The organism is Pseudomonas putida, assembly GCF_005080685.1.
Lineage (GTDB): Bacteria > Pseudomonadota > Gammaproteobacteria > Pseudomonadales > Pseudomonadaceae > Aquipseudomonas > Aquipseudomonas putida_V.
Window position 1 is genome coordinate 4510756 of record NZ_CP039371.1, and the last position, 23079, is coordinate 4533834.

18 protein-coding genes are annotated in these 23079 nt (G+C 63.8%); 5 read left to right on the forward strand and 13 right to left on the reverse strand.

What is annotated here, in order from left to right; genetic code table 11:
• Window positions 1-5: 5 nt before the first annotated feature.
• Complete coding sequence (locus tag E6B08_RS20850) at window positions 6-725, reverse strand: gluconate 2-dehydrogenase subunit 3 family protein (protein ID WP_136915750.1); 720 nt, start codon at window positions 723-725, stop codon at window positions 6-8.
• Between the two features lie 522 nt (window positions 726-1247).
• On the opposite strand from E6B08_RS20850, the gene E6B08_RS20855 reads away from it, so the two are divergent.
• Window positions 1248-4229 carry a T6SS effector BTH_I2691 family protein gene (locus tag E6B08_RS20855; protein WP_136915751.1) on the forward strand — a complete coding sequence of 994 codons (2982 nt, stop codon included), beginning with the start codon at window positions 1248-1250 and terminating at the stop codon, window positions 4227-4229.
• Between the two features lie 3 nt (window positions 4230-4232).
• Window positions 4233-5126 (forward strand): DUF6708 domain-containing protein, encoded by an 894-nt coding sequence (locus E6B08_RS20860; protein WP_136915752.1) that lies wholly within the window; start codon window positions 4233-4235, stop codon window positions 5124-5126.
• 101 nt (window positions 5127-5227) lie between these two features.
• Here the strand turns inward: E6B08_RS20860 and E6B08_RS20865 are convergent, their stop codons facing one another.
• From E6B08_RS20865 to kdpA, 5 genes are read right to left on the reverse strand one after another with little or no spacing between them, the layout of a single operon-like run.
• Complete coding sequence (locus E6B08_RS20865) at window positions 5228-5923, reverse strand: response regulator (RefSeq protein WP_136915753.1); 696 nt, start codon at window positions 5921-5923, stop codon at window positions 5228-5230.
• On the reverse strand, window positions 5920-8574 hold the full coding sequence (locus E6B08_RS20870; protein WP_136915754.1) for a sensor histidine kinase: 2655 nt from the start codon (window positions 8572-8574) through the stop codon (window positions 5920-5922). Before E6B08_RS20870 ends, E6B08_RS20865 begins: the two co-directional genes overlap by 4 nt.
• 42 nt (window positions 8575-8616) lie before the next feature.
• On the reverse strand, window positions 8617-9168 hold the full coding sequence (gene kdpC, locus E6B08_RS20875) for a potassium-transporting ATPase subunit KdpC (protein WP_136915755.1): 552 nt from the start codon (window positions 9166-9168) through the stop codon (window positions 8617-8619).
• A gap of 10 nt (window positions 9169-9178) precedes the next feature.
• Entirely contained in the window at window positions 9179-11233 is a 2055-nt protein-coding gene (gene kdpB, locus E6B08_RS20880; protein ID WP_136915756.1) for a potassium-transporting ATPase subunit KdpB, read from the reverse strand.
• Window positions 11234-11243: 10 nt separating this feature from the next.
• Window positions 11244-12938 carry a potassium-transporting ATPase subunit KdpA gene (gene kdpA / locus E6B08_RS20885; protein WP_136915757.1) on the reverse strand — a complete coding sequence of 565 codons (1695 nt, stop codon included), beginning with the start codon at window positions 12936-12938 and terminating at the stop codon, window positions 11244-11246.
• A gap of 332 nt (window positions 12939-13270) precedes the next feature.
• Between kdpA and E6B08_RS20890 the strand changes: the two genes are divergently transcribed.
• The 3 genes from E6B08_RS20890 to E6B08_RS20900 all read left to right on the forward strand — a co-directional run bounded on the left by E6B08_RS20890 (window position 13271) and on the right by E6B08_RS20900 (window position 17310).
• Window positions 13271-13768, forward strand: coding sequence for an RNA polymerase sigma factor (locus E6B08_RS20890; RefSeq protein WP_136915758.1), 498 nt, complete (start codon window positions 13271-13273; stop codon window positions 13766-13768).
• Between the two features lie 52 nt (window positions 13769-13820).
• The gene (locus E6B08_RS20895; RefSeq protein WP_136915759.1) at window positions 13821-14792 is read left to right on the forward strand and encodes a FecR family protein; all 972 of its coding nucleotides are present in this window, start codon (window positions 13821-13823) and stop codon (window positions 14790-14792) included.
• Window positions 14793-14889: 97 nt separating this feature from the next.
• Window positions 14890-17310: a TonB-dependent siderophore receptor gene (locus E6B08_RS20900; protein ID WP_136915760.1), complete on the forward strand. Its 2421-nt coding sequence runs from the start codon at window positions 14890-14892 to the stop codon at window positions 17308-17310.
• 94 nt (window positions 17311-17404) lie between these two features.
• Here the strand turns inward: E6B08_RS20900 and E6B08_RS20905 are convergent, their stop codons facing one another.
• The 7 genes from E6B08_RS20905 to E6B08_RS20935 form a co-directional block, all read right to left on the reverse strand.
• Window positions 17405-18457 (reverse strand): AI-2E family transporter, encoded by a 1053-nt coding sequence (locus tag E6B08_RS20905; protein WP_136915761.1) that lies wholly within the window; start codon window positions 18455-18457, stop codon window positions 17405-17407.
• Window positions 18458-18469: 12 nt separating this feature from the next.
• Window positions 18470-19264, reverse strand: coding sequence for a DUF4892 domain-containing protein (locus E6B08_RS20910; RefSeq protein ID WP_136915762.1), 795 nt, complete (start codon window positions 19262-19264; stop codon window positions 18470-18472).
• Between the two features lie 109 nt (window positions 19265-19373).
• Window positions 19374-20228 carry an alpha/beta hydrolase gene (locus E6B08_RS20915; RefSeq protein ID WP_136915763.1) on the reverse strand — a complete coding sequence of 285 codons (855 nt, stop codon included), beginning with the start codon at window positions 20226-20228 and terminating at the stop codon, window positions 19374-19376.
• Window positions 20213-21013 (reverse strand): alpha/beta fold hydrolase, encoded by an 801-nt coding sequence (locus E6B08_RS20920; protein ID WP_136915764.1) that lies wholly within the window; start codon window positions 21011-21013, stop codon window positions 20213-20215. Before E6B08_RS20920 ends, E6B08_RS20915 begins: the two co-directional genes overlap by 16 nt.
• Window positions 21014-21125: 112 nt before the next feature.
• Window positions 21126-21584 carry a phosphohistidine phosphatase SixA gene (gene sixA / locus E6B08_RS20925; protein WP_136915765.1) on the reverse strand — a complete coding sequence of 153 codons (459 nt, stop codon included), beginning with the start codon at window positions 21582-21584 and terminating at the stop codon, window positions 21126-21128.
• Window positions 21581-21928, reverse strand: coding sequence for a DUF4389 domain-containing protein (locus E6B08_RS20930; protein WP_136915766.1), 348 nt, complete (start codon window positions 21926-21928; stop codon window positions 21581-21583). The genes sixA and E6B08_RS20930 overlap by 4 nt, the downstream gene beginning before the upstream one ends.
• A 36-nt stretch (window positions 21929-21964) precedes the next feature.
• On the reverse strand, window positions 21965-22990 hold the full coding sequence (locus E6B08_RS20935) for an NAD(P)H-dependent glycerol-3-phosphate dehydrogenase (protein WP_136915767.1): 1026 nt from the start codon (window positions 22988-22990) through the stop codon (window positions 21965-21967).
• Between the last annotated feature and the right edge of the window lie 89 nt (window positions 22991-23079).

The following is a 23079-nucleotide window of genomic DNA, read 5'->3' on the forward strand; positions in this document are numbered from 1 at the left end:
AGGGATCAACCGCGCTGGCCGGTCAGGCTGACCGGGCCGAGGGGGTACGGAACGTTGTGCTGGGCGACCCATTCCAGGTAGCTGGCCCGGGCACCGGGGAAGCCGATGGCGATCCACGCCTTCATGCCCTTGTTGCCGCCGTAGATCGGATCGGCCAACCAGCCCTGGCGGCTGTGGTTGAGCAGTTCGTTGAAGAACAGCTTGCCCTTGAGCACGTCCTCGCCGTGGGCGGCGAAGTCGACCTGGCCGGCTTGCAGCTTCTTCAGCACCTCGTCGCGTTGCTCCAGCGCCAACAGCGCGAAGTGCTGGCCGAGGTTGGCCTGGCACCAGTGTTCCAGCGCGGCGATGCCCTTGCGGTAGATCTGCTGGGGGGTGTACGGCAGCTGATAACCCAGGGTTGCCGGCGCGTTCAGGTCGAACGGCCCTTCCAGGTAGATCTCGCTGCCCAGGTCACCGGCCAGTTGCTGATCGATGAAGATCGGCACATTGGTTTCCAACGCACCTGGGCCGCGGCCATCGGCGGGGATCAGCCGGTCGCAGGCGGCCAGGACGAAGGTCCATTCGGCGGGTGTGAAGAAGGTCGGGGTATAGCTGTCCAGGCTCGGCGCCGCCAGCTCCGCCGCCATCGCCGCGCTCAGGCCGTTGACGGTGACGCCCATCGCGGGCAAGGCAATCAGCGAAGAAAGCAGGAACTTCCTTCGCGAGGTTTCTTTGGCTAACAACATGCAGGTCTACCTATGACTAATCACTCAGGCCCGTGAAGCGCTGCGGGTGGCAGGTATGTGCCCTGCTCTTGTCCGACGGCACTCATGCAGTCATTCACATGAATGACATCGTATCTCACGGGATCGGAATGGTAGCAGGCTATCTAATGCGTAACAATTTGTTTATCGAGGGGATGTCAACTGCACAAATGTCGCACGTCTGGGCAGCGGGGGTGCAGGCAGTTGATTCGTGAAGACTTCTGACAACTGCTCACTACAGAGCGCCTGTCGAGATTTCCTACAGGTTTTTCAGACCTGCAACTCACCACCCCAAATGGGTTCCTCGCTAATGTTCAGGCCTCAGCGTCAACCCGACGCCTGACCATAAATACCACCCCGCAGTGCGTATCAGCGAAGCGCGGGACGGTAGACGAGGACACAAAATGCCTAGCCAATCCGACCTGCGTTTCACCTTCCAAGCCCTGGTCGGCACGACGCAGCTCGAAGTGGTGTCGTTCTCACTCGCCAGTAAGGAGTCGGCCCATGAATGACCATTCGGTAAGCAGCGCAACGTCTGGCCCTCCCTGCAGTGCACGCGTACCTATCCTGCCCATTCGCTATGCCATCGTTCCGCGCGCCGCCGACGCCCCGCCCTGTCGGTACACCGACTCCAGCTTCAATCTGGAACAAGGCTTCGCTCCATTGCAACACTCTGCGTATACCTTGCGCGCGCTGCGCCCTGGCTATGTCTATGTGTTCATGAAAGGCACCGAGGGCGAGAAGCTGGTCATTCACGAATACGATGGCAACGGACAGTACAAGGAACTCCGCTACCAAGGGCTCGAAGGCTACCACCAGCGTAACCGCTATCTCACGGGTTACAGCACAAGCTGGGTCTGGGCCGATACCTGCGAAGACCTCGCCGAGGAAGTCTGGATCGGCTACAGCCCGCACCTGTGGACCAATGCCACGACCCGCCGGATCACCCGCTCGGTCGCCATGCGCAGGCGACATATGCGTCAGTTGAACATGGCTGAACTGGTGTCGGGAAACAAACTGCCGTCTACCCAACCGCATGTGTTGCCCGTCAGCGCCTTGAGAACCTGGGTCGAAGATTTCAAGCCCACCGATCAACGTATGTCGTTGACCTGGAGCAGCCACCCCGTTCACGAAATCCTGCCCATCGGCAGGCTGTCGGCCATGGCGCGGCATTATCCCTACACACAGCCGAAAATCCCGGCAGTGGTGGCATTGAGCGATGCCGAGGGCATGGCATTGGACCTGAGCCTGACGGTTTCGGCCTTCCAGCACCAATTGCGCGATCTGATGCCCGCCGAACAGTTGGAATACACCAAGCCGGCGCAAGGCGCCGAGCAGGCTGGCGTAGCGGCTTGCTATCAACTGGACGTCGAGCGGATCAGCGACAAAAGCCGCGACTTCCATCATCGCAATCTGGTCGCGCTACTGCTCAACAAGACCCTGGAAAGCCTCTACCCGAGCGATTCGGCAACCCCTGAGCAAGCTGCGCAGCGCTTGCTGCTGCGCTCAGCGAAACGCTCGTGGTCCGACGCCGAGGCACGCTTCCGGGCCTTGACCCACGAAGACTATTCAGAAGGCGGGGCGCGCCTGGGGCAACGCATCGATACCGCCAAGTATCTGCAATTTTTGAACGACCGCGATGAAATGGCGCAGCGTATTGCAGGCCTGCGCAAGCTGGCCTTGCACGCCAGCCACGATCACGACATCTGGCTGGCCACTGCCGAACGCCAGCACCTCGACGATCCTTACAGCCTGGCAGCAGCCCTGTCCTGCTATGACCGCGATGAACAAGCCTCCGCCCGCGGGCTGGAAATATCCCTGGCCCTGCTAATCCATCCCATGAGCCAGCCCGCGCCTGGGACGGAGAACGATGACCGTCGCTTCAAGCGCCTGGAGCAATGGCTGGATAACCATGACAGCCCACTGTACACAGCGCTGGCGCCATTCAATCCATTCAAGGACAAGGCCGACGCGGTCGGGACCTTGCTCGGCGGCAGCGACAATGTGATCGAAGGCTTGGCCGGTCGCTTTCCGGCGATGGCCGGCATCACCGACCTGACGGCTCAGTCGGTGAGTACGGTGGTGCTCAAGCGCATGCGCGGGGCGACTCGCTGGAGTGCAAGTAATAGCCTTCGCCAACAGCTATCTCTGGCCGCTCGTGAGGGCAATGCCGAGAAAGCGCTGGGTTTGCTGGCCGCTCGTTACAGCGTTACCGACCAGTTGATCCGCGAGAACCCATTCAGTCAGGAGGTGGAGCGTTACCTGAAACGCGGAATGGCGCAGGTTGAGGAAATGAGACAACTGCGTATCAGCGGAAGCCGAACAGTCACGCTCGAAATGACCACCACTTCGTACCTTAAGCCGAACTTCCTTGGCCTCCTCACTTCTGGTGTGGGAGGTAGTTTGAACGCGGGCATGTTGTGGTTTAACGTGATTTCGCTGAAGTCTGCTTATAACAACCTGCAGGACAGCGATGCGCTGGAGTACAGCAGCGGATTTGCAGCTTCGGTCTTTGGTGTGATGGGGGCGGCGGCGGCAACACTAGTCAGCGCCAGAGCAACTCAAAAGGCATTAATGCTAAGAATCAGCCCGTCAGCGCCTGGAATAGCATTTGGAAACGGATTTATTAAGTTTTTAGGCAGCAACTTATTTGCACGACTATCTGGCTACCCTACGATAATCCTAGGTGTACTTTCTGACATCGCCAAAGGTATCCGCCAGGATCAGAACGGTGATTCCGTGGCAAGTAAATACACTATAACTGGAGGTTTCACGCTTGCGGCCGGATCCCTTCTAACTTTAGAAGCAGGCCTCGCTATTGCGGGCGCCACGACCGTAATACCCTTCGCAGGATGGGCTGCAGCAGGGGTAGTATTAATTGGCATGGCGTTGATAGCAGGTGGCGTTTACCTTCACTCTAAAGCACACCAAAGAATCCACTCCCCTCTAGAGCTTTGGGCAGCCAGAAGCATCTTTGGAACTAAGAACAATGATGGCGAATCCCGGCACAACATCACATTGGACATCAATCAAAAGCTCCCGAGCTATCCATCCTTGATTGATGAACTGAAGGCGTGGCACATCGAGACCTTCGCGCCCATCATGTTAACAATTGAAGACTCGAGCGGCTTAGGCCTCAACAACTTATCCAGCGAATGGAACAACCAAAACACTTGGTCTCTACCTAACTGGACGAATATCGTTTCGAACAACGTACCTACCAACAACCCTACAGTAGAATTCACGATATTATTGCGGGAATTCATGATCGGCCAGAGCGAATGGTCAGGGTATCTAAGTCTTGGGAGTGAGAGCAGAACACTCAAGCCGTCTCCGAACTGCTATATCACATCAGCAGGATTAGTACTGAACATCAAGCAAGAAGTCGAACAAGCAAAAACTGCAAAGCTGACAATCAATTACCGCCCGAGTCAGGGCCTCTGCCAAAATGTCGAATCAACAGAAATCTTTAAACTAGAAAACTAACCAATGGCCATCACTAATTTATTCAAGCCCTGCACGCCAACAGGATTCAGCCCAAGAATCACAGGCCAACTGCACTCCATCCATGGAGGTTATTTAGCCCTGCGAAACCCCTGGGTAACCGATTCCGTATTCATGGCCAAGCTCTATACCGCCATGATGATATGCATTGCACTATATACTTACCCACACATATACGATCCCACACGAAACTATTCTCGTGAGGGAGCCTACACCTTCGCAGCCATGCTCGCCTGCGGACCGCTCATATTCGCTCCATTCCTTGTATATCGAATACTTTTTATCAAAAAACTTTCCGGGTTTTATCTCAATCGCCAGACAAAGAAAATTTACTACCAACGAATCAAAACTTTAATCAGTTTCGACTGGCGTGAATTAGAGGGCGCATTATTTTCGCGCCGAGAATTCGGCGGCTCATCGTTCAGCACTAGCTATGCATTAGCCTTCGCCCCCCCGCGCGCAGACGGCAAGCTTTATCAAAAAGACTGCCTCTGGATCGACAGCAACGAACCCACCGAACCCGACATCCAATACGTCGCCGAAGTCTGGGAATACCTCCGCCACTTCATGGACCACGGTCCCGACAAACTCCCCCCACCTGGCGAGCCCAACTGGTGGCACAGACCGCTTCACGCCATCTGCCTGACTCCAGCAGAAGCGTGGCGCCACTACGCCCCCTGGCGCACCGGCGAGCCCGGTGAAATGCAAGGCAAAAAGAACTGGCAACTACCCTTCTGGGCTGTGCTGTTCCCTTACAACTTCTCCCTCGCCGTCTGCTGGTACGTTATCTGCCGCGTGTTCAACGTCCGTGCAGCACCGCCTCCCCCAGAGGCCTTCGAGGAAGCCCCCATCAAACCAAATAAAAGGAAACGCCCATAAGGCCGATCGTACCCGCCACGATTGCCCTATCCATGGCGCAGGGGCGCCACCACGAGTGGCGGATCAATTGAATTGCGCGACTCTGGGCCCGCGGCTTCAACTCACGCCCCCGGCGCCACCAACCGATACCCCACCCCCGCCTCGGTAATGATGAACCTCGGCGCCGTCGGGTCATCACCTAGCTTCTGCCGCAGATGTCCGACAACAATGCGCAGGTAATGGGTATCGTCGACATGGGTCGGCCCCCAGATGTCCTTGAGCAGTTGCTGCTGGGTGATTACCCGCCCCGGATGCCCGGCCAGTTGAGCCAGCAATGCATACTCCTTGCGCGTCAGCGCCACTTCGACGCCATCGAGGGTCACCCGGCGGAAGGCAAAGTCCACCCGCAGCGGCCCGAAGCTCGCCGCCACCTCGCTGCCGCCCGCCTGGGGCACCTGGCGCAGCAACGCCCGGACCCGGGCCAGGAATTCCTGGATGCCGAACGGCTTGGTGACATAGTCGTTGGCACCGCCATCCAACGCATCGACCTTCTGCACTTCGCTGGCACGCACCGACAGCACCATCACCGGCACCGCGCTCCACTCGCGCAGTTCGCGCAGCACCTGTTGGCCGTCCATGTCCGGCAGGCCGAGGTCGAGCACCACCAGGTCGGGCTTGGCCAGTGCAGCCTGGGCCAAACCTTCGCCGCCGGTGGCCGCTTCGATCACCTTGTAACCCTGGGAGCTCAGGCTGATGCGCAGGAACTTGCGGATCTGTGGTTCGTCATCGATGACCAGGAGGGTGGCGGACGGATTCATGGGCTTTCGCTTTCGGCTTCGGGTTGCTGGGGCAGCGGCAAGCATAGAGTGATGCAGGTGCCGTGGCCATCGATGCCTTCGCCCACCAGGATCTGCCCGCCATGGGCACCGATCATGCCCTGGCAGATCGCCAACCCCAGGCCAGTGCCCTGCCCACCGCGGTCGCCCCGGGCAGCGGTATAGAACATGTCGAAGATCTTCTCGCGCTCGGTCACGGGAATGCCGGGACCTTCGTCACACACGGCGAAGTGCAGTTGCTCACCCACTACCGACACCCGCAATTGCAGACGGCCTTGAGTCGGCGAGAAGCGCGCGGCGTTTTCCAGCACATTGATCAGCGCCTGCTCGATCAACGCGGCATGCACGAACAGCAACGGCAGTTCGGCAGGCACGTCGGTGTGCACGCGCAATGGCGCCAGCACCACGCGAAGACGATTCAGGGCACTGCCGACGATATCGGCGGGGGCCACCCAGTCCCGGGCGAGCTTGAGCCCACCATGGCCTAGGCGGGTCATGTCGAGCAGGTTCTGGATGTAGCGATCGAGGCGCTCGGCCTCGTTGCGCGTGCCTTCGAGCAGCTCACGGCGATCGTCGACCGGGATCACCTCGCCCAGCGCCAGGAGGCTGTCGATGCTGCCCCGCATGGCGGTCAGCGGCGTACGCAGGTCGTGGGACACCGACGCCAGCAAGGCACTGCGCAACTGCTCGGTTTCGCCGTGCAGGCGGGCCGCCTCCAGTTGCTCGGCCAGGCGGGCGCGGGCCAAGGCCTGGGCCAGGGGTTGACCAAGGGCCATGAGCAGGCGCCGGCGCTGCGCGCTGAGCGGCTCGCCCGAACGCGGTCGCACGCCGAGCAGGGCCAGCGGCTGGTCGTCGACTGCCAGCGGCCACCACCACCAACGGCCGTTGGGCAGGGTATCGCTGCTCAAGCCTGCTGCCTGGCCGTGTTGCCAGGCCCACTCGGCGGCGGCGCGTTCGTTGTCGCTCAACGCCTGGCCCTCGCCGCTGGCCAGTTGCAACTGGCCTTCGCGGTCACGCTCGAACAGGCTGGCGTGCACGTCAGGCCAGCCGCCGAGGTGTTGACCGGCGGCATTGAACACTGCCTGGCGATCGGTGGCCACGGTCAGCCGGCGCGACAGGTCGAGCAGTTGGCTGGTCTGCGCCTGGGTTTCGCGCAGGGCTTGCAGTTGGCGGCGTTGGCGGGCGGCGAGGTTACCGGTCAGCGTTGCCACGAGCAGGAAGAACACCAACGTCAGCACGTCTTCTTCGCGCTGGATGCTGAAGGAAAAATGCGGCGGGATGAACAGAAAGTCGTAGGCCAGGAACGACATCGCCGCACAGGCCAGGGCCGGGCCGAGGCTACTGCGCACCGCCACCAGCAGCACCGCGCCAAGGAACACCAGCGAGATGTTGGGCAACGCCAGCACGCTGGCCACTGCCCAGGCCAGACCCGCTGCCAACCCGGTGGCCAGCAGTGCCAGCAGATAATGACGCCATTCCCACACCCGGCTGACCGCAGCCCGGGCGGGACGCGCCTGGTCGTCGCGGTCGAGCACGTTGATCTCCAGGCCATGGCTCTCGCGCAGTAGCCGCGCCGCCACACCGGCGCCGAACCAACGACGGTGCAGACGATCACGCGACTGGCCGACCAGCACAAGGCTGGCGCGCCGCTCGGCGGCGTGCTGGATCAGGGTATGCGCCACCTCGCCAGCACGCAGCACCACCACTTCGCCGCCCAGGCGCTCGGCCAATTGCTGGGCCGCCTGCAAGCGCTGACGGGCGTTCTCGTCGCGCAGTCGGCCATTGTCGACATGCACCAGGCTCCAGGGCAGATGCCGGCGTTGAGCGACACGGCTGGCGTGACGCACCAGGCGTTCGGCCTGGTCGTCGCCGTCCACGCCGACCAACAGACGCCCGCGCAGGGCCGGCGCTTCCTCGCCGCGCTGGCGGTAACCGTGGGCCAGGTCGGCGTCGACCTGGGCTGCGGCGGTCTGCATGGCCAGCTCGCGCAGGGCGGTGAGGTTGGTCTGCGAGAAGAAGGCATCGATCGCCGCCCGTGCCTGCTCCGGCACGTACACCTTGCCCTCGCGCAGGCGCTCGAGCAGCTCACGCGGCGGCAGGTCGATCAGCACCAGCTCATAGGCTTCCTGCAGGATCCAGTCCGGCAACGTTTCGCGCACCTGCACGCCAGTGATGTCGCGGACCTTGTCGTTGAGGCTTTCCAGATGCTGGACGTTGACTGTGGTGTACACGTCGATGCCAGCGGCAAGCAGCTCCTGCACGTCCTGCCAGCGCTTGGCGTGGCGGCTGCCGGGCGCATTGGTGTGGGCCAGTTCGTCGACCAGGGCCAACGCCGGGGCAGCCTTGAGCAGGCCGTCGAGGTCCATCTCCTCGAGGGTGACGCCACGGTATTCGCTGCGCAGCAACGGTTGCTGGAGCAGGCCGGCAAGCAGGGCTTCGGTTTCGGCGCGGGCGTGGGTCTCGACCACCCCGGCCATCACGTGCACGCCTTGACGCTGCTGGGCGTGGGCAGCCTGCAGCATGGCGTAGGTCTTGCCCACGCCGGGGGCAGCGCCGAGAAAGACCTTGAGCCGGCCGCGACCGCTACGCGGCAAGGTAGCCAACAGCGCATCGGCGCGGGTGGAGTCACTCATGTTTCATCCTTTGCGAATACCTTCAATCAGGGCCCCCGAACATCAATGAGCCAGGGTGTCCAAGGCCTGGTTCAATGCCAGCACATTGACCACCGGCGGCCCGATCAATGGGTGGAGGGTGGCCTCTTCCAGCAAGGCTTGCAAGCGCGCCACCGGCACCTGCCGGGCTGCCGCCACCCGCGGTATCTGGTAGGCCACCGCCTGCGGCGGCAGATGCGGATCCAGCCCGCTGCCGGAGGTGGTCAGCAATGCCTGCGGCACCGGCCCCTGCCCGGGCTGGTAAAGCGTCGCTGCCTCAGCCTTGATCCGCTCGGCCAGCGCAGGGTTGCTCGGTGCCAGGTTGCTGGCACTACTGGCGACGGTGGCATAGTTGCCCGCCGAAGGCCGCGAGTGGAACCAGCCGTCACCCTCAAAATCCTGGGCGATCAGCGCCGAGCCACGCACCTGGCCCTGTGCATCGCGCACCAGGCTGCCGTTGGCCTGGGCAGGGAAGGCAACCTGGGCAATGGCAGTCACTGCCAGCGGGTACAGCACACCGGTGATCGCAGTCATCAGCACAAGCAGGCTCAGCGCCGGGCGTACAAAAGTCTTCATGGTGGCCTCCTCAGACCAGGTGCAAGGCAGTCAGCAGCAGGTCGATCAACTTGATCCCGGCGAACGGCACCAGGATGCCGCCCAGGCCATAGATCAGCAGGTTGCGGCGCAACAGGTGCGCAGCACTCGCCGCCTGGACGCGCACCCCGCGCAGCGCCAACGGAATCAGCACGATGATGATCAGCGCGTTGAACACGATCGCCGAGAGGATCGCGCTCTGCGGGCTGGCGAGGTGCATCAGGTTGAGCACACCAAGCTGCGGATAGATGGAGGCGAACAGCGCCGGCAGGATCGCGAAGTACTTGGCCACATCGTTGGCAATCGAGAAGGTGGTCAGCGCGCCGCGGGTCACCAGCAGCTCCTTGCCGACCTGCACCACGTCCAGCAGCTTGGTCGGATCGCTGTCCAGGTCGACCATGTTGGCCGCCTCGCGGGCCGCCTGGGTGCCATCGTTCATGGCCATGCCCACATCGGCCTGGGCCAGCGCCGGCGCATCGTTGGCGCCGTCACCACACATCGCCACCAGGCGCCCCTCGTTCTGCTCCTGGCGAATGCGTGCCAGTTTCTTCTCCGGGGTGGCTTCGGCCAGCACGTCATCCACACCCGCCTCGGCGGCAATCGCGGCGGCAGTCAGCGGGTTGTCGCCGGTCACCATCACCGTGCGGATACCCAGTTTGCGCAGCTCGGCGAAGCGCTCGCGGATGCCCGGCTTGACCACGTCCTTGAGGTGGATCACGCCGAGCAGGCGCTTGTCGATGCACACCAGCAACGGCGTGCCGCCGCCCTGGGCGATGCGTTCCACCTCGCGGGCCAGGGCGGCTGGCATCTCCAGGCGTTGCACGCCGACCAATCCCAGCACCGCATCGACGGCGCCCTTGCGATAGCGGTGTGGCCCGAAGTCGATGCCCGACAGCCGGGTTTCGGCGCTGAACGCTACCGCCTCGAACTGCCCGGCGCTAGGCTCGACGAAATCGTGCAACTGGCGCAGGTAGTCGACGATCGACTTGCCTTCGGCAGTGTCATCGGCCAGCGAGGCGAACAAGGCGCCCTCCCCAAGCTCCCGGGCGCTCACGCCCGGCGCCGCGTACAACGCGGTGCAGCGGCGGTTGCCGAAGGTGATGGTACCGGTCTTGTCGAGCAGCAGCGTGTGCACGTCGCCAGCGGCCTCCACTGCCCGCCCGGAACGGGCGATGACGTTGAGCCGGACCAGGCGATCCATACCAGCGATGCCGATGGCCGAAAGCAGGCCGCCGATGGTGGTCGGGATCAGCGTTACCAGCAACGCGGCGAGGAAGATCAGCGGCAGGCTGGCGCCGACGAAATGGGCGAACGGCTGCAAGGTGGCCACCACGATCAGGAAGATCAGGGTCAATCCGACCAACAGGATGTCCAGGGCGATCTCGTTCGGCGTCTTCTGCCGCTTGGCCCCTTCGACCAGGGCGATCATCCGGTCCAGGGTCGATTCGCCTGGGTTGCTGGTGATGCGGATGAGCAGCCAGTCGGACACCAGCCAGGTGTTGCCGGTGACGGCTGAACGATCGCCGCCAGACTCACGGATCACGGGCGCCGACTCACCGGTAATGGCAGCCTCGTTGACGGCGGCGATGCCTTCGAGCACCTCACCGTCGCCGGGGATCATCTCGCCTGCCACCACGCGCACCACATCGTCCTTGCGCAACTGGCTGGCGGCGACGCTTTCGAAACTGCCGTCGCGTTGCCGACGCTGGGCCATCAAACCCTGGCTGCCGGCCTTGAGGCTGTCGGCGCGAGCCTTGCCGCGCCCTTCGGCCAGGGCTTCGGCGAAGTTGGCGAACAATACCGTGAACCACAGCCACAAGGTGATCTGCACCGCCACGGCGGTACTCACGCCGCTGCCGGGCGCGAAACACAGCGCCGTGGTAAGCATGGCGGTCAGGGCAACCACCAGCATCACTGGCGCACGTTTGAGCTGGCGTGGGTCGAGCTTGACGAAGGCCTGCACCAGGGCCGGGCGCCAGAGCGCGGCGAAGGCCGTCTGGTCCTTGGCGCCGTGGTCGGTTTTGACTTCGGGAATGGGCATGTTCATGGTCGGCTCCTCAGAAACCCAGGCTCAGGTGTTCGGCGACCGGCCCCAGGGCCAGGGTCGGCAGGAAGGTCAGGCCACCCACCAGCACGATGGTCACCAGCAGCAGCGTGGTGAACAACGGGCCGTGGGTGGGGAAACTGTTCTGGCCCTGGGGCACGCTCTTCTTCGCCGCCAGGCTGCCGGCCAGGGCGAGGATCGGCAGGATGTAGCCGAAGCGCCCGATCAGCATGGCCAGGCCGATCATCAGATTGTGAAAGACGCTGTTGGCGCCGAAGCCTGCGAAGGCCGAGCCGTTGTTGGCGGTACCCGAGGTGTAGGCATACAGCAGTTGGCTGAAGCCATGGGCACCGGGGTTGCTCACCGCCCCCGCAGGGCCTGGCAGGCTGGCCGCGACGGCGCCGAGCAGCAGCACGCCGACCGGCATCACCAGCAAGGTCGCCACCAGCAGCTGCACCTCCCGCGCCTGCAGTTTCTTGCCCAGGTACTCGGGCGTGCGGCCGATCATCAGCCCCGCCAGGAACACCGCGATCAGCACGAACAGCAGCATGCCGTACAGCCCTGCGCCAACGCCGCCGAAGATCACCTCGCCAACCATCATGTTGACCATCGCGACCATGCCGGTGAGTGGATTGAGGCTATCGTGCATGGCATTGACCGAGCCGTTCGAAGCGGCTGTGGTAGTCACCGTCCAGAGCACCGAACCGGTGGTACCGAAGCGGCTTTCCTTGCCTTCCAGCGGTGCGCTCTGTTCGATCTGGGCGCTGGCAAGCGCCGGGTTGGGCTGGTACTCCGACCACAATGCAGCCGCCCCACCGAGCAGGAACAGGCCGAACATGCAGGCGAGGATCGCCCGGCTCTGGCGCAGGTCCTTGACGTAGTGGCCGAAGGTGAACACCAGCGCCACCGGAATCAGGATGATCGCCGCCACCTCGAACAGGTTGCTCCACGCCGTGGGGTTTTCGAATGGGTGCGCCGAGTTGACGCCGAAGAAGCCGCCGCCGTTGGTGCCCAGTTGCTTGATGGCGATCTGGCTGGCGGCCGGCCCCAGCGGGATGGTCTGTTCGGCGCCTTGCAGGGTCACGGCATGGGCATAGTCGGCGAAGGTCTGCGGCACGCCCTGCCACACCAGGAGCAGCGCCAGCAGTAGGCACAGCGGCAGCAGGCCATAGAGCGTGGCGCGGGTCATGTCGACCCAGAAGTTACCCAGGGTAGCCACGGAGCGGCGGGCGATGCCCCGGCACAGCGCGACCAGCACGGCGAGGCCGGTGGCAGCGCTGACGAAGTTCTGCACGGTCAGGCCGAGCATCTGGCTCAGGTAGCTGACCGAGGCCTCGCCGCTGTACGCCTGCCAGTTGGTGTTGGTGACGAAACTGACTGCGGTGTTGAAGGCCAGCGACCCTTCCAGACCAGGCAGGTGTTGCGGATTGAGCGGTAGCTGGCCTTGCAGCAGGAGCACGGCGAACAGCAGCCCGAAACCGGCCAGGTTGAAGGCCAGCAGGGCCAGGGTGTACTGCTTCCAGCCCTGCTCCTGATCGGCGCGCACCCCGGCCAGTCGATAGCAGCCCCGCTCAACCGGGCCGAGCAGCGGGGTCAGCCAGGTGCGTTGGCCTTCCATGACCCGGTAGTAGAAACGCCCGAGCCATGGGGCCGGTAGCAGCACGATGGCGAAGAACGCCAGCAGCAGTGCGTAATCGTAACTGTGCATGAATGAAATTCCCTTGGGTACGGCGTGAGCCGATGTAGGGAAATTGTCCGGGAGGGGGGCGTAAAGAGACGAGATGGCGTGGCCAGGGTAGGAATAAAGAACGCGTAAAGATCGGCTTCCGGGCTGTCTTTTCGGGCCTCTTCGCGGGTAAACCCGCTCCTACAGGTACCCCACCGCTCTTGAAATCGGTTGGGTACCTGTAGGAGCGGGTTTACCCGCGAAGAGGCCTGAAAGCACAACACAGAGCCTAGACCCACGAAAAACATCAATCAAAACAATTCTCATTTGTGGTATTTTCCCGCGCTCGTCCGTATGCCCTCTAAGGTGTCCCCATGTCCGGCTCAGATCTCAAGGCCCTCTACCTCGCCCACCGCGAGGAGATCCAGGATTATCTGGACCGCCGCCTGCGCTGCAAGGACACGGCTGCCGACCTGACCCAGGACACCTTCATCCGCCTCTCCGAGCAACTGGGCCGCAGCCGCATCGAGAACGTGCGGGCCTACCTGTTCTCCAGCGCCCGCAACCTGTTCATCGACCACACCCGCCGCCAGCAACACCGCAAGAGCGAGTCGCTGGACTCGGAGGAAGCCAATGCCGTGGCGCAACCGAGCGCGACACTGGAACAGGCCGCCATCGCCAATCAACAACTGGCCGCGTTGAACAAAGTCATCCAGAATATGCCCGCGCCCTGCCGCGAGGTGTTCCTCATGGTGCGGGTCGAAGGCATGACCTACGCCGATATCGGCGCACGCCTCGGTATCTCGCCGAAAACGGCCTACAGCCGCATGGTCAAAGCGCTGGAGTTGCTCAAACAAGGCATGTCGCGTTGAAAGCCGGCCTGCCACACCGCCCTGCCCGTTCCATCGTCCAAGCGTTGAGCCCATGAATTCCGAACCACCGTATTCCGCCACTGCCGCCTGCGCCGCCGATGACATCGATCATCAGGCCAGCGCCTGGTTCGCCTTGTTCCATGGCGGCGCGCCGACGCCCGAGCAACGCCAGGCCTGGGCCGCCTGGCTGGCGGCCGACGCTCGCCACGCCGAAGCCTATGCCGAGCTGGAACAGCTCTGGGGTGCTTCTGCCCTGTTGCTGCAACCGGCCCCCGTCGTAGCGGCGCCGCCACCGCGCCTGTCGCGGCGCCGCTTCGTCGGCATGGGCATCGCCGCCAGCGCGGCGGCGGTCAGCGTGGCCAGTGGTACGTTCTGGCTCAAGGGCATGGACTCGCCGTTCGCCGACCTGCGCACTGCAGTGGGCGAGCGGCGTATCGAGCGCCTGCCGGACGGCTCGACCGTGGAACTGGCAGGCCACACCGCGCTGAACCTGGACTTTTCATCCAACCGCCGCCGTGTCGAACTGCTGCATGGCCAGGCGTTCTTCACGGTTCGTCCGAGCAGTGCCGGTGAATTCAGCGTGCGCACCCAGGCCGGGCAACTGCGTACCGCCGAGGCGGAGTTCTGCCTGTCGTGCGAAAACGACTCGGCCTTGGTGGCCGTCAACCGTCATCGTGTCCAGGTGATCAGTGCCAGCCAGCAAACCGACCTCGAAGAAGGCCTGTCGCTGCGCTTCGATGCCGCCTCCACGGGCGAAATCCAACGTGCCGAACTGCAGCAGATGCTGGCCTGGCGCAGCGGCCGTCTGGTGTTCTTCAACGAGCCGTTGCAGGGTGTGGTCGATGAACTGCAACGCTGGCGCGAAGGCCGCATCTTCATCATGGACAAGCAGCTCGGCGCACGCCGCGTGAGCCTGATCCTCAACCTCGAGCACCCAGAGCAGATGCTCGACGTGCTGTCGCGTGCGCTGGCCGTGCGCACCTCGCGTTACACCGATCTGGTCACCCTGCTTTACCCTGCGTAAGAAAAATCTCAATTCGCCATCAGAAATTCAAATACCCCATGCGTCTTAACGGCACTGAGAGTTATTCGCATATCTGCATTGCAGGGGGCACGCCTGAATGGCCACTCGATTCAACCCGCATCACCCGGTTCACCCACGCTGGCAGCGCAGCGCGCTGAGCGCGGCACTTGCCTGCACCTTGCTGGTCGGCGCCATCCAGGCCCACGCAGCGCCCGGCACCGCGGCTGCCAGTGCCCAGCACAAGCTGCAACTGAATATCCCTGCCCAACCGCTGCGCCAGGCGCTGCTGGTGTTCAGCCAGCAATCCGGACAGAACGTGCTGCTCGACGGTAACGTCGATGCCAGCTTGCGCAGCACCTCGGTAGTCGGCAGCTATTCTGCCGAAGAAGGCCTGGGCAGGCTGCTGCAGGGCAGCGGCTACAACTTCGCCCGCACCGATGCCGCCACCCTGTACCTGGTACCGAGCGACAGCGCACAGGCCGATGGCACGGTAAACCTCGCGCCCACCCAGATCCAGTTCCAACTGGCGCAGGCCAACGGCCAAAGCGTCGGCTATCAGGCCAAGCCGGCCGCCAGCACGACCCGCCTGGGCCTCAGTGACCGGGAAACGCCCCAGGCGATTTCCAGCGTGACCCGCGAGCAGATCGACGACTTCAAGCTCAACAGCGTCAAGGATGCCCTGCGCAACGCCCCCACCGTCACCGTCGAGCAATTCGAGACCGACCGCACCGCCTTCACCTCACGCGGCTTCGTCATCGACAATTTCGAATACGACGGCATGGGCATGCCGTTTTCCTCCGGCGTGCTGCTGGGCGACCAGGACCTGGCCGAGTTCGAGCAGATCGACGTGCTGCACGGTGCCAACGGCCTGATGAGCGGCGCCGGCAACCCATCGGCGACGGTCAACTTCGTGCGCAAGCGGCCCACCGAGACTTTCCAGGCGCGCATCGACACCAGCGTCGGCTCGTGGGACAACCGTCGCGTGGCCGTCGATGTCGGTGGCCCGTTGACCGACAACGGCAAGGTCCGCGGGCGCTTCATCTACGCCCACGACAAGGGCAACTCGTACCTCGACCAGTACAGCCACGAAATCAATGTCATGGCTGGCCTGCTGGCGTTCGACCTGTCCGATGCCGACACCCTGACCGTAGGATTTTCCGAGCAACGCAGCGACTCCAACGGCAGCACCTGGGGCGCGTTGCCCATGGCCGACTACGCCGGCAACCCGATTCACTACAGCAGCCGCAGTTCGAGCATCGGCCAACCCTGGACCTACTGGAACATCCACACCCAACGGGCCTTCGCCGAACTGGCGCATGATTTTGGTGGCGGCTGGCAAGGCAAGCTGAGCGTGACCGGGACCAACCAGCATCAGGACACCCAGATGCTCTATGCGATCCCGGCCACGGCGACGTCCGTCTATGCCTACATGAACCGCACCACCAGTACCGAGCACCAGTACACCGGTGAAGCGCAGTTGTCCGGCCCATTCTCGTTGTTCGGCCGCGAGCATGAACTGACCGTGGGCGCCAACTATGGCCGCAGCCGCCACGACGAGCGCGGCCACTACTATGACGCCTCCGGCTACCAGATCGTCAGTTTGGAAGATGCGCTGGCCGGCAATGTGGTCAAACCGCCGTTCGACTACACCGACGAGCTCAACACCCAGCACTTCACCGACCGCCAGAAGAGCCTGTACGCCGGCGCCCGCTTCAGCCTCACCGACGACCTGCACTGGATCGCCGGGGCGCGCATGCTCAGCGCCGATGGCGAAGGCATGGGCTATGGCTCGGCACAGGACACCCGCGTGCACGGCAAGGTCACGCCCTACACCGGGCTGGTCTACGACCTGACCGCGCAGTGGAGCCTGTACGCCAGCTGGACCGAAATCTTCAAGCCGCAGTACCTGCGCAGCACCGCCGGCGGCGTGATCGAGCCGCTGGAAGGCAAGAGCACCGAGGTCGGCGTGAAGGGCAGCCTGCTCGAGGATCGCCTCACCGTCAGCGCGGCGCTGTTCAAGACCGAGCAGCAGAACGTGGCGGTCACCACGGGCGAAATCATCGGTGGCCAGTACGCCTATCGCGGCGAGGACAACAAAAGCCACGGCGTGGAGCTGGAAGCCTCCGGCGAAGCCATGCCCGGCCTGGACCTGGCCGCTGGCTACACCTATGTGCACATCGAGGATGGAGATGGCGATAAGACCCGCCGCTACGTGCCCAGCCACAGCGTGCGCGGCAGCGTGACTTATCGCCTGCCCAGTATGCCGCAGGCTCGGGTGGGTACCCGGGTGCAATGGCAGAGTGCGACCGAGGCCGATGGCAACCACCGGGTCCGCCAGGAAGCCTATGCGCTGGTCGATCTGATGGGCAGCTATGATTTCGACGCCAACTGGAGCGCGTCGCTGAACCTGAACAACGTGTTCGATCGCAAGTATCTGCTGTCGCTGTATCAGTCGGCGGGGTCTACCAACTATGGTGCGCCGCGTAACCTGACAGCTTCGGTGACTTGGAAGTACTGATCGGGAAGTACTGATCGGGAAGTATTGATCGATCTCATCGCCGGCAAGCCGGCTCGTGTAGGAGCCGGCTTGCCGGCGATGAGGCCATCAAACATCACAAATGAGGCTTGTGCTGCTCCGCGTTGCGGCTCCAGTCCAACAACAGGCTGTAGCCCACCGCCAGCAAGGTCGGCCCGATGAACAGGCCGATGAAGCCGAAGGCCAGCAAGCCACCGAACACACCGAGCAGGACGATCACCAGCGGCAGGTTGCCGCCACGGCTGATCAGGTAGGGCTTGAGCACGTTGTCCACGCCGCTGATGACGAACGTGCCCCAGATGCCGAGAAACACCGCCATGCCGTATTCGCCCTTCCACACCAGCCAACCGGTCGCCGGGATCCACGCCAGCGGCGGACCCATGGGGATCAGGCTGAGCATGAAGGTGACCAGCCCCAGCACGATCGCCCCCGGCACCCCCGCGATCAGGAAACCGATCAGCGCCAGCAGGCCCTGCGCCGCCGCAGTACCGATCACACCGTTGACCACCCGCTGCACGGTCCCGGCCACCAGGTCGAGGTAGTAGTCGGCGCGTTCGCCCACCAGGCGATGCAGCAAACGCAGCACGAAGGCCGACAACCGAGGGCCATCGCGATAGAAGAAGAACACGAACACCAGGCTCAGGGTCAACTCCAGCACCCCACTGCCGATCTGTGCGCTGCGCGCCAGCAACCAGTTGCCGACCTGCCCCAGGTGCGGTTTGATCGAGGCGATCAAGGCCGCGCCCTGCTGGTCCAGAGACTCCCACCAGTGCACCAGCCGCTCGCCGATGAACGGCATGTTGGCCACCCAGGCCGGCGCATCGGGCAAGCCATCGACCTGGATATCGCGCACGAAGGCCGTGGCATCGCGGATATGGTCGGCCAGGTTGAAGCCGAGCCACACCAGCGGCAGCGCCACGATCAGGATCCAGGCCGTGGTCAGCAGGCTGGCCGCCAACGTCTCGCGCCCACCCAGCACCCGGGTGAGCAAACGCATCAATGGCCAGCTGGCAAACGCCAGGATCGCCCCCCACAACAGCGCCGACATGAACGGCGCCATCACCCACAATGCCGCGCCCAACAGGGTCAGCAGAAGTATTTGAATCAGTAGCCGATCGTTATTGACCATGACGGTGCCCGCTCAACGAATCAACTCCAGGTGCAGGCCTTCGGTAGGGGCAGCGCCAACTTCGAGACGGCTGCTGCGAACCCCCGCTTTCACCAGCGCCTCGCGCCAGGCTTCGGCCTCGGCGCCGCTGAGGCTGGCACGCAGGGTGCTGTCGAGGTTGAGGCTGCGCCCGAGCAAGGTCACCCAGGCCGGCTGTGGCGCTTTCAGATCAGGGTAGTCGAGCTTGCCGGTATCGCGCATTTCCCGCAGCACCGTGGCTGCGGTCGGCAGGATTTCGCCCAGCGGACTGCCAGCGACGAACTCCTCGACATGCAGGTAGCCGCGTCGGGTACCCCGGGTCACGCTGTACAGTGCCACCAGGGTGTCGGCCTCCTCGGCCGAACGGCGCAGGAGGATGAACGCCTGCTGTTCGTCGCCGCCGTTGAGCCGCGCGTTGCCGAACACCTCGTTGGCCCACAGGCTGGCCTCGCCGCAATCGCGGCCCTGACACCAGAACAGCGGGTAACCGCCATCGCGTTGCAACGCTTCGCGGGCACTGGTGAAGGCTTCTCGGGCGGTACGCTCGATCGGCAACTGATAGGTGACCGAACTGACCTGACCATGGCCTTCGATCTTGCTTTCCAGGCGCAGGCGGCCACTGATTCGGCGCAGCGGGCCAAGCGGGTAGAAGCGTTCCTGCTCCACCGCCGGACGCTGGTCGACCACCGTGGCATCATCCGGTACCGGCAGGCTGCCGGCCCAGGCCGAGGCGCCAATCAGCGCCAGGCAGCCGGCGAGAAACGTACGGATACAAGCGGGTGCGCTCATTGGCCACCCATGCGGCGATCAGCGCCGAGGTAGTACTCCAGGATGTCTGGCAATTGCATGGTTGTCTCCCTGTTCAACCCGCCAAGCCTCGGTACTTGTCCGGTGCAAGTCAAGCAAAGCCAAAAAAGCGATTGAAACAGTCTGCGACAAGGGCCGCGCCGTGTTCATCGTTGAGATGCAGGTGGTGGCCGCCGGGAAGCGTCACCTGCTCAAAGGGTAGCTGCTCCAGCAGCTCAGTGTTGCGCGCGAGCATGCCATCGGCTGCCACCACTAGGCAGCTCGGGCATTGCACCCGGTGCACGAAGGCCATGGCCTGGGCCTGGCTGAGGCGCATCGGCGATGGCAGGGTCAGGCGGCTGTCGCTGCGCCAACTGTAGCCGCCGGGCACCGGCATCAGGCCCCGCTGGGCAAGCAGCTCGGCGGCTTCGCGGCTCACTGCGACCATGCCCTTCATGCGGGCTCGCACGCCATCTTCCAATGTGGCGTACACGGATTTGCGCTTTCCATCGAGGCGCAGTTGCGCCTGCAAGGCCAGCCCCAGGCGCTCGCCAGCATCGACCTCCGGGCCTGAGGGCGGCACCACGCCATCGATCAGCGCCAGGTGGCTGACCCGCTCCGGCAAGGCGCCGGCCAGTTGCACCGAGATGATCGCGCCAAGCGAGTGGCCAAGCAGGGCAAAGCGCTGCCAGCCCAGTTGCTCGGCAACCCGCAGCACGTCGTGGGCGTAGTCGGCCAGGGCGTACCCCGCCCCTGCCGGACGGTGCGCCGAATAACCATGCCCGGCCAAATCGAGGGCGACTATGCGCAACCCTCGCAGGCGCGGCGCCAGGAGGGCGAAGCTGTTAGCGTTGTCCAGCCAGCCGTGCAGGGCGATCACGGGGAGCCCATCCGCAGGGCCGAACAGGTGGGCGGCCAGTTCGATGTGCCCGAGGGTCAGGCGGATTTCCTCTACGTGTGTGGACATGCCTGGCTCCATCGATCGAACAGCCCCTTGATCAGGCTGGCGGTGTCCACGGGCCGCTCCAGGGGGAACATGTGGCCGCCTGGCACGCTGTGGTACTCACCCTGCGCCATGCCCCGAATGGCGAACGCATGATGGCGGCGGATCACCCTGCTGCGCTCGCCGCGGACCATCGCCAAGGGCACCTGCAACTGATGCGCGGGTGCCGGGCTCAGGTGCGGGATACTGCGGTAGATGCTGATTTCGGTAGCGGCGTCGAAACGCAGGCGCAAGCCGTCATCCGACGTTTGCAGGCCATGCTCGAGGTAGGCCTCCAGGCAGTCGCGGTCGAAGTGGCGGAACAGGGTCTTGCCGCTGAAGTAGTCACGTGCGCTGTCGCGATCGGCGAAGGCCTCGCGTCGCCCTAGCGTGCGCCCTGCGGGGGTGATGCGGTCGATGAAGCCGAAACGCTTGGCGGCACGGATCAGCCACTGGTCGGCGCGGGTCAGCACCGGGGAGTCGAGCATCACCACGCCTCGATAGTATTCAGGGCGACGAAGCGCGGCGTGCAGGTGCAGTACCCCACCCAGCGAATGACCAACCCCCCAGACCGGTGCGTCCTGCTGGCTCAAGTGGTGCAGCAGTTCATCGACAAGGTTCAGCCAATTGTCATCCACCGGAAAGCGCGGATCGTGGGCGTGCTGTGCCAGGTGGCGCACCTGATAGTCCGGTGCCAGTGCGGCGAACAGCTTGCCATAGGTGGCCGAGGGGAAGCCGTTGGCGTGAGCGAAGAAGATCTGCTGCGACATGGCGGCGGGTCCGCGACTGGAATGATGGCTCATTGTCGGTAACCGCCGAGCTCCAGGCAACGTCCGGAAAGGTCATCGCCGAGGGCTATCAGGTCATCCTCCGGGCATCGCCTCACGGGGCATGGTACAGCGCGCGCAAGCTCATGAGGCCAGCCAACGGCCAATCTGCTTCGAGTTCGGCCAGGCTGGCCGTGCTCATCGGCGCCGGTTGCTGCAAGTGGCCATGCTCCAGCAATCCAACCAACGCACCTACCAGCGGCTGATGGCTGACCAGCAGCACATGCTCCAGCCCCAGGCGCTCGATTTCGCCGAGTACCTGTTGCGGATCGCTCTCCGGTGTCAACCAGGGCACGGTGCGTACTGGCTCGGCAAAACCGAGCGTGTCGTGCACCAGGGCCGCCGTTTGTTGCGCCCGCACGTAGGGGCTGGCGATGATTGCCTGCAGGGGCTGCCCCAGCAAATGGGCGGCACTGTGCAGCACCTGCTCGCGACCATGGCCGGTCAGGCGCCGTTCGGCATCGGTATTGGCCCGCGGCTCTGCCTCGCCGTGGCGCAGCACCCAGAGCTTCACAGCTTGGGCTCCTCGTCACGCACAGGGTGCGGCGCCGGGGCCACGGCATGCGGCGCTTCGCCTTCGGGCGCGCGCGGCGCCGGCCAGTCGGCGAACGGCCAGGGTTTCTGGTCGCTGTGGAAGCTGCCGAAGCGGCCGATCTGCGCCAGGTACTGGCTGAGGCTATCGCCGAAGTTCATCAAGCTCGCGCTGGGCGAGCCATACACCAGGCGGTAGATCAGTTGCACCAGCACCAGGCCGCCGAGCAGCAGCTCGGCCAACTGCCATACCACCAGGAACACCAGCATCCACAGTACCCGCAGGATGATGGACTCGCGCTGGGCACGCTCCGGGGAATCGTTCATGTGTCGCTCCTTGCTGGGGTCAGGGCCGCTTGCGGCTCAGTTGAAACCGCTGATGGAAATGAAATCGACGTCGGTCTTGGGTTCGGCGCGCATCAAGTGTTCGATCACCTGCTCCAGGGTACGGCCCTCGAACAGGATGGCATGCAGGCCCGCCACCAGCGGCATGTACACCTGCACCTCCTGGGCCTTGGTCTTGAGCACCTTGAGGGTATTGACCCCTTCGGCCACCTCGCCCAGGCGGCTGACCGCCTCGTCCAGGCTAAGGCCCTGGCCCAGGGCGTGACCGACCTGGTAGTTGCGGCTCTTGGGCGAGGAGCAGGTGACGATCAGGTCGCCGACCCCGGCAAGGCCCAGGAAGGTCATGGGGTTGGCGCCAAGGCTGACGGCGAAGCGGGTCATTTCCGCCAGCGCACGGGTGATCAGCATGCTCTTGGTGTTCTCGCCCATGCCCAGCGCCACGGCCATGCCGGCGATGATCGCGTAGACGTTCTTCAGCGCCCCGCCCAGCTCCACGCCGAAGCGGTCGCTGCTGGCGTAGACGCGGAACGTGCGCCCGTGCAGCACGGCCTGCACCCGTTGGCACAGGTCTTCGTCTTCACTGGCGACCACCGTGGCGGTCAATGCATGCTCGGCGATCTCGCGGGCGAGGTTGGGCCCGGAAAGCACGCCGATGCGCGCCTGGGGCGCGATTTCTTCGAGGATCTGGCTCATCAGCTTGAAGCTGTGCGCCTCGATGCCCTTGGTCAGGCTGACCAGGCATTTGCCGCGCAGCAGTTCGGCATGGGGCGCCAGCACGCTGCGCAGGGCGCTCGAAGGCAGGGCGACGAAAATCAGATCGCTGGCCTGCAGCGTTGCCAGCAGGTCGTTGACCGGCTCGACCCCATCGTGCACCCGGATACCCTTGAGGTAGCGCGGGTTCTCGCGATTGACGCGCATCGCCTCGGCCTGCTCGGGATCGCGCATCCATTGGCGCACGGGCACGCCATTTTCGGCCAGCAGGTTCGCCACGGCGGTGCCGAAGCTGCCGCCTCCCAGAACCGCAACAGGTTGCTGTTCAGTCATATCCAGTCCGTTAAAGCCAAAAATTAAGTGGCGACCGAGCCATTATACGGCTCGCCCGCCCTGCGCCAAGCCGACATCACCGATCACTG